Origin of the sequence: Chamaesiphon sp. VAR_48_metabat_135_sub, assembly GCF_031418915.1 — a bacterium.
Classification (GTDB): domain Bacteria; phylum Cyanobacteriota; class Cyanobacteriia; order Cyanobacteriales; family Chamaesiphonaceae; genus Chamaesiphon.
This window is the reverse complement of the sequence record NZ_JANOJV010000161.1, coordinates 1-6,661: the sequence shown is the minus strand read 5'-3', so window position 1 is coordinate 6,661 and position 6,661 is coordinate 1. Positions and strand designations below refer to the sequence as shown.

Sequence of the window (6,661 nt, the reverse complement as noted above, 5' to 3'; positions counted from 1 at the left end):
TACCTGTCGAATCCACTACTCTGACTCTGAAACTGGACATCTGACTCTAAACAGATCCGAATATGTTCGGCTTTACGTTGCACTGTAGACATAAGGGAAGGGGGCGAGGGGGTGTGGGCGAGTAGGGGTGTGGGGTGTGGGCATATTTCCTTTATCCTTTACCTTTTACCCACTATTCACTAATCTCAATTATCAATTATCAACTATCAATTATCAATTATCAATTAATGATCGAACCGCCTGTTAATAGCATTAAACTATCGCAAACAGCTAAAGAGCAATTGATGAAACTCAAGCGATCGACTAAAATCGAGCAGTGGAATATTCTCTGTCGTTGGGCGTTTTTTCGATCGTTGGCGGAAACGGCACCCCCTTCACTAGTGCCGATTCCAGCGGATAGTAATCTCGAAATGACGTGGCGGGTATTTGGTGGCGAATTAGCAGATCTCTCGATCCTCGCACTCCGACAGCGATGTCATCAGGATGGATTGGAGATTACCCCAGAAATTTTGTCTCAGCAATTTCGATTGCATTTACATCGTGGGATCGGCTACCTATCTGGCGATGCCAGTATTCGGAAAATTGAAGATTTAGTGAGTTTAGCAGTGCCAAATCACAATTCTCCGACTCATGATTGATTCTACACTCGGTAATGAAGATCCGTCCATTCAGGACAGCTTACTCCAACTTGCTACTCAGTTAGGATCTACCCTAGATCGGGCATCGATCGATCTCATTTACCAAAATGCCCAGGCTCTCCTCAGTCACATGTCTCCAGCACCCGTAACCCTGGCTCGTGTCGCAGGGACACTATTAGTTTATCAGATCCAACAGCCAGCCGCTGAGGAGTTGGAGTGGTTTAACGCTCAAATCCAGCAATGTGTCGATGAAGAAGAGGTGGAAGAATTAATTGAATCCATTCATCGTACTGATGGTTTGTGAGCAGTTGTTTCCAATTCAACTGATTCCTAAATTGTCAAAAGAGATTGATTCAAGCTTATTTGAATCAATCTCTATGCTGAATTGACTGGGAAACTAAATTACTTAGTACAAGATGGAAACAATCGCTACAAGTAAATAAATTTAGCTGCTGCTGCAACTGGAGTTCCGGCTTTTACCAAGCGAATGATGGGTTGAGCTTGATGATTGCCTTCACTAATTAGAAAAGAACCATCGGGATAAACTTTTTCGACAAATGCAACGTGCCCAGCAACAGGATCGGTATTCTGAGTATAAGTAGTATTACCTTCCTTCCAACTAAACTTAAGATTGGCTTGCCAAACAACGATACTATTAGCTCTGGCGGTGGTATTTAATTGCTTGCTATAGCGGCTATTGGCAACTCGATCGTCCCAGGTATGAGCATCGCCAGTCAGCACAGTGGCAATCCCGCGATTATTTTTAAATAAACCACGTTCGATCGATCTCCCATAGGCAAATTCGACGCATTCAAACGGATGAGGTCCTCTATTTTGGTTATTCCAAGCGATTAACTGATTTCCCTTAGCTTGATAATACGCACCGTCAAGATTAATTCCCAGTTGAGAGCTAGAGGGTAGTGACTCCCCGTTAGGGCTGTCACTGCCAGCATATGTTACGCTGGGGAAAGTGCAAGGAGCTAAGGACACTGCGGCCAAAATTGCTAAGGCAATGTGAGATAGTTTAGTCATGGCGATTCACTTTATTAAAATAACTAGTAACTGATTTTCGACAACTGGTAATTATACTATTTTACCAGCGAATAGATCGGCTTAATGGTTATAGATAGCAGCCAAAATACTTAATTTTGTCTAGGATGTTTAGCTCAATTGATTTAATCTTCGATCGAGTTAGACTTAGACCAGCTATCTTTACAAACAAGTGTATGTACTTGCCAGGTCGGATCGATCGTCGGAAAATCAGTCCGATAATGTCCGCCACGACTTTCGGTGCGCATAACTGCACCAGTTAAAATTAGGAGTCCGATTTCTAATAGATTTCGAGTTTCGCCCCAAGTCCGCAGATCTAATTCTGATATTCCTGTTGGTAAAATGCTAGTTTGTGGCGGTGTAAGTCGATAGATCGATCGACTGATTGGTAGATTATTAAACTCTACTTGCAAAAATTTGGCTCGATCGATCGCCGCTGCCAGACTGGTTTGTTCTCGGCAAATTCCGGCGGCTTGCCACATTAAACGCGGTAATTCTTGGCGGATAGCTTGAATTCGATCTGCCCAATCTGCTGGGGTTTGGGCTAGTTGTTCTACCCAAAGATCTAATTCTGGCGACTCAGTTAAAGTTGAATATATGGGTGACTCTGCTGCTAAAGATTGGGCGGGAATTGAGATTTTATTTAGTTGAGCACCAAATACCACACATTCTAATAGCGAATTACTCGCCAATCGATTGGCTCCATGTACTCCCGTGCTAGTGGTTTCTCCTACTGCATAGAGTCCTGGAATACTAGTTTGTGTCATCAAATCCGTATCAATTCCGCCCATCCAATAGTGTGCCGCTGGAGCAACCGGAATTAACTCATTTAAAATATCAATGCCCCAATGCTGACAAACTTTAATAATATTTGGGAACCGATGGCGAATTTTTGCTGCGGGGATTGGGCTTAAATCAAGCCACACACACCCTTGAGCGGGGTCGGGACTATGTTTTTGCAAATGACTGAAAATCGCCTGACTGACGACATCTCTGGGGGCAAGTTCTCCAGCGGGATGATAGTCAAAGGTAAACCGATAACCATTATCGTCCACTAAATGGGCACCTTCGCCGCGTACCGCTTCACTAATCAAAAATCGCGGCGCACCAACTTTGGTCAGTGCGGTAGGATGAAACTGGAAGAATTCGAGATCTCGCAACAGTGCTCCAGCTCGATGCGCCATCGCCACCCCATCGCCAGTACTGACATCGGGATTAGTCGTCTGAGCATAAACCTGTCCGCCACCACCTGTCGCCAAGACAACGGCGGTAGCTGTTATCCAACTAATCTGCCCTTGATATAGCAGGCTAATTCCCCGACATTTACCTGCTTCCAGCCACAAATCTAGGGCAAAGGCATGGGTTAATACCGTAATATTTGGTTGTGCTAAGACTCGATCGGCTAAAGTACTAACTAAGGCTCTCCCCGTTGTATCCGCCGCATGAAGCACGCGCGGACGGGAATGGGCAGCTTCTAGAGTCAAGGCTAATTTATCACTCGATCGATCGCCATCTAGCGGCACGCTGACGCGATCGAATGCTACTCCAAAATCAACTAGCGAATCAATACAGGGTGCAGCATGGGTAACTAAAAATTCTACCGCAGATCGATCGCACAACCCTGCCCCTGCCCGTAGAGTATCGGCAACATGCAATTCTACCGAGTCTTGCGGATCTACCACCGCAGCAATCCCTCCCTGTGCCCAATCACTAGCCGACAGAGGTAAACTAGCCTTACTCACAATTGCCACTCTCAGATTGGCTGGCAAACACAATGCCGAGTATAATCCAGCAGCTCCAGCCCCGACGACGATGACATCAAAGCTAGTAGGTAAGGGCATAAGAAAGAGGGGTAAAGGGGAAAGGGGAAGGGGTAAAGGGGGGACTGGGAGACTGGGAGACTGGGAGACTGGGAGACTAACAGAAGTATTGGGCATATTTCCTTTACCCTTTACCCTTTCCCCTCTCCCTACTATTCACTATTCACTATTCACTATTCACTATCATCATTATCTGTGACGATCGACACAAAAATCCCACCCTAAATGTGGGTGGGCAACGAAGTATAGAGGTAAATTTGTAAATTACCGATAATTATTAGTAATAGCCATTGTTATAGCGATCGCCACCTTCAGTAAAGGTATCATCCACAGCCGTCAATGTAAATTTGTCGAGGTTGGCGTTGAGCGTTTCTTTTTGCTTTTCGCTTAAACCAGGAATATTCAACACATCTTCGACACTCTTGTAAGGAGCATTATCAACTACTTTCCGTGCTAGGGCAGGATAAAGACCAGGATACTTGCGGAACGATCGAACGTTAGTATTATTTAGATCGATTTTTTTGCCAAATTCCGTGCTTAATTTGCTATCAGCACTATTGCGAATGACTTCTCCAGTCGAGGGAGCGGCAGCAAATATCATGGAACTATCCCAATTAGCTGCCATTGCTTGTTGTGTGACACCAGCCAAACAAGTCAAGCAGAGACTAAAGACAACGAGCAGACGGGCAAACCGTTTCATAAATTATGTATCTCCTAACACAGCATCTTATTTTTCATTATCTTACCGCAATTAGGGGATAGGGAATAGGGAATAGGGGGTAGGGAATAGGGAGTAGGAAATAAAGACTAGAGATTAAAATTAAAGGTTATGGTTTTAATGTTTAGAACGCTCGCGTTCCTTGTATTTGCTATCCCCTATTCCCTATTCCCTAACTTACTTGGTTTTAATGTTTAGAACACTCGCGTTCCTTTTATTTGCTATCCCCTATCCCCTATCCCCTATTCCCTATCCCCTATCCCCTATCCCCTAATTTACTCCCGTTTCCAATTAACTTTTGGCAAAATCTGAGATCGATCGACGCGATCTTGGTACTTGATGGCAAAATTGAGGAGAGAATCGAGGAGAGAGTCTGACAGAAAATGCGGTTGGAGTCCTAACTTGAGCAGATTAGTGTTTTTGGGATTAAAATAGTGTGATTCGGCTTCGATGCGGGGATTTTCGATCTCCTGAACATCTATATCCAATCCGAGGGTGATTCCGGCTTGCTTGACTTTCAATGCCAGATCGTTGATGCTAAACATCTCGGTAAACTGGTTGAAGACGCGGAATTCGCCCTGATTGGCTGGAGTTTCGATGGCGAGTTCGACACATCGAACTGTATCGCGAATATCTAAAAAGGCGCGAGTTTGTCCACCTTTACCATAGACTGTCAGCGGATGTCCGATCGCAGCTTGAATGCAGAACCGATTCAGAGCCGTACCATAGATGCCATCGTAGTCGAGACGGTTGATTAATAATTCATCCATCCCCGTTTCTTCAGTCAGCACCCCATATACCACCCCTTGATTGAGATCCGTCGCGCGTAAACCCCAGACTTTGCAAGCGAACTGGATATTGTGACTATCGTGAACCTTACTCAGATGGTAAAAACTTCCAGGCTGCTTGGGATAGGGTAGAGTATCAGTACGACCATTATGCTCGATCGTGATGTACCCTTCCTCAATATCGATATTCGGCGTACCATATTCACCCATCGTCCCCAATTTTACGAGATGACAATCGGGAAAATCATCCCGTAGGGCATATAACAGGTTGAGATTACCCACCACATTGTTTACCTGCGTTAGCACTGCATGTTCCCTGTCAATCATCGAAAATGGTGCCGAACGCTGCTCGCCAAAATGGACTACTGCTGCTGGCTGGAATTTCTGCAAAGATTTTTGTAAGAAATCATAATTATTAATATCACCAATAAATAACTCGATCTCTTTACCCGTCAATTCTTGCCAGCGTTTAATCCGGTGGTGAATGCTGGATATCGGCGTAAGTGTCTCTACGCCTAATTCTAAATCCCAATGTCGTCTGACTAAACTATCCAAAATCCCGACATCATACCCTCGGTTGGATAGGTACAGCGCAGTTGCCCATCCACAATAACCATCGCCGCCAATCACCAGAACTTTCATAAATACGAGAATAAGATTATTATTATGTGCGCAAGTATTCGCTCAATGTATCAGCAGTAGCGCAAACAGTAAACCGTAATTTTGAATAATTACGGTTAAGAATTGGTTAAATTAATTGGAAAGTTACGGTTGAAAACTAGAATTCGATTACCAGTTAGTCTTCTGCTCTAACACCTGTGAAGTATTCTGGTTCATTCCCAGCAATCCACTTGATATTGCAGCCAATACTGGGGCGTTGATTGGGATCTACCTCTTTACCTGCGAGTAATGATTCGATCGCTTGGCGCAAATCTTGGCCGGTAACTGGCTTACCATTGGAAGGACGACTATCATCTAATTGTCCCCGATAAGCTAAATATCGATCGCCATCGAATAAAAAGAAATCAGGCGTACAAGCAGCTGTATATTCCTTGGCAACAGCTTGGCTAGTGTCACAGCAGACGGGGAAATTAAACCCTTCTGCATGTGCCAATGCCTGTAAATGTTCTGGAGCATCATCGGGATACTTATCAATGTCATTGGGGCTAATTCCCACCAGTCCCAGACCTTGACTGCTATAGTCTTTACCGATCTGTGCTAGTTGGGTTTGAACGTGCTTGACAAAAGGACAGTGAACTGAAATAAACATTACTAATAATGCTTTTTTGCCCGTAAATGTATCCAGGGAAATTGAGTCCCCACTAACGACATCAATCAAATTAAAAGCTGGCGCACTTACGCCCAAAGGTAACATTGTCGATGCAGTTCTGACCATAAAGTTAGGGTTTAGGTTTGAGGTTTGAAATAGTAGAGCTGAAATTTCCCAGATCCTGATCAACATTCTCTAATACTTTGACTAGCGTATCCTAAATTATCACCTACTCACCCTAAATCTCAACGCCTAAACCCCGATTCCCACCTTTGTGTAGACGGTGGTCAGCGATTGAAGTAATCCACTTGCAGCTTTCCCATACTCCTCAATCTCGACTAGCTGCTCGACAGCGAAAGTCATGCCCTCTTCAAGTT

7 protein-coding genes are annotated in these 6,661 nt (G+C 44.4%); 2 read left to right on the top strand and 5 right to left on the bottom strand.

The window, feature by feature from the left end; all coding sequences use genetic code 11:
* Window positions 1-227: 227 nt before the first annotated feature.
* Complete coding sequence (gene dndE / locus RMO55_RS11740) at window positions 228-638, top strand: DNA sulfur modification protein DndE (protein ID WP_310426736.1); 411 nt, start codon at window positions 228-230, stop codon at window positions 636-638.
* Window positions 631-942, top strand: coding sequence for a hypothetical protein (locus RMO55_RS11735; RefSeq protein ID WP_310426734.1), 312 nt, complete (start codon window positions 631-633; stop codon window positions 940-942). Before dndE ends, RMO55_RS11735 begins: the two co-directional genes overlap by 8 nt.
* A 125-nt stretch (window positions 943-1,067) precedes the next feature.
* Here the strand turns inward: RMO55_RS11735 and RMO55_RS11730 are convergent, their stop codons facing one another.
* The 5 genes from RMO55_RS11730 to RMO55_RS11710 form a co-directional block, all read right to left on the bottom strand.
* Window positions 1,068-1,670 (bottom strand): CHAP domain-containing protein, encoded by a 603-nt coding sequence (locus RMO55_RS11730; protein ID WP_310426732.1) that lies wholly within the window; start codon window positions 1,668-1,670, stop codon window positions 1,068-1,070.
* Window positions 1,671-1,813: 143 nt separating this feature from the next.
* Window positions 1,814-3,529, bottom strand: a complete 1,716-nt coding sequence (gene nadB, locus RMO55_RS11725) for an L-aspartate oxidase (protein WP_310426731.1) — start codon at window positions 3,527-3,529, stop codon at window positions 1,814-1,816.
* Window positions 3,530-3,785: 256 nt separating this feature from the next.
* Complete coding sequence (gene psbU / locus RMO55_RS11720; RefSeq protein ID WP_310426730.1) at window positions 3,786-4,208, bottom strand: photosystem II complex extrinsic protein PsbU; 423 nt, start codon at window positions 4,206-4,208, stop codon at window positions 3,786-3,788.
* Window positions 4,209-4,501: 293 nt separating this feature from the next.
* Window positions 4,502-5,656, bottom strand: a complete 1,155-nt coding sequence (locus RMO55_RS11715; protein ID WP_310426728.1) for an NAD-dependent epimerase/dehydratase family protein — start codon at window positions 5,654-5,656, stop codon at window positions 4,502-4,504.
* A gap of 154 nt (window positions 5,657-5,810) precedes the next feature.
* The gene (locus RMO55_RS11710) at window positions 5,811-6,410 is read right to left on the bottom strand and encodes a thioredoxin family protein (protein ID WP_310426727.1); all 600 of its coding nucleotides are present in this window, start codon (window positions 6,408-6,410) and stop codon (window positions 5,811-5,813) included.
* Window positions 6,411-6,661 lie beyond the last annotated feature (251 nt).

Coding starts and splice junctions, on each gene's coding strand:
- dndE (WP_310426736.1), top strand. CDS start 228: ATGATCGAACCGCCTGTTAATAGCATTAAACTATCGCAAACAGCTAAA.
- RMO55_RS11735 (WP_310426734.1), top strand. CDS start 631: ATGATTGATTCTACACTCGGTAATGAAGATCCGTCCATTCAGGACAGC.
- RMO55_RS11730 (WP_310426732.1), bottom strand. CDS start 1,670: ATGACTAAACTATCTCACATTGCCTTAGCAATTTTGGCCGCAGTGTCC.
- nadB (WP_310426731.1), bottom strand. CDS start 3,529: ATGCCCTTACCTACTAGCTTTGATGTCATCGTCGTCGGGGCTGGAGCT.
- psbU (WP_310426730.1), bottom strand. CDS start 4,208: ATGAAACGGTTTGCCCGTCTGCTCGTTGTCTTTAGTCTCTGCTTGACT.
- RMO55_RS11715 (WP_310426728.1), bottom strand. CDS start 5,656: ATGAAAGTTCTGGTGATTGGCGGCGATGGTTATTGTGGATGGGCAACT.
- RMO55_RS11710 (WP_310426727.1), bottom strand. CDS start 6,410: ATGGTCAGAACTGCATCGACAATGTTACCTTTGGGCGTAAGTGCGCCA.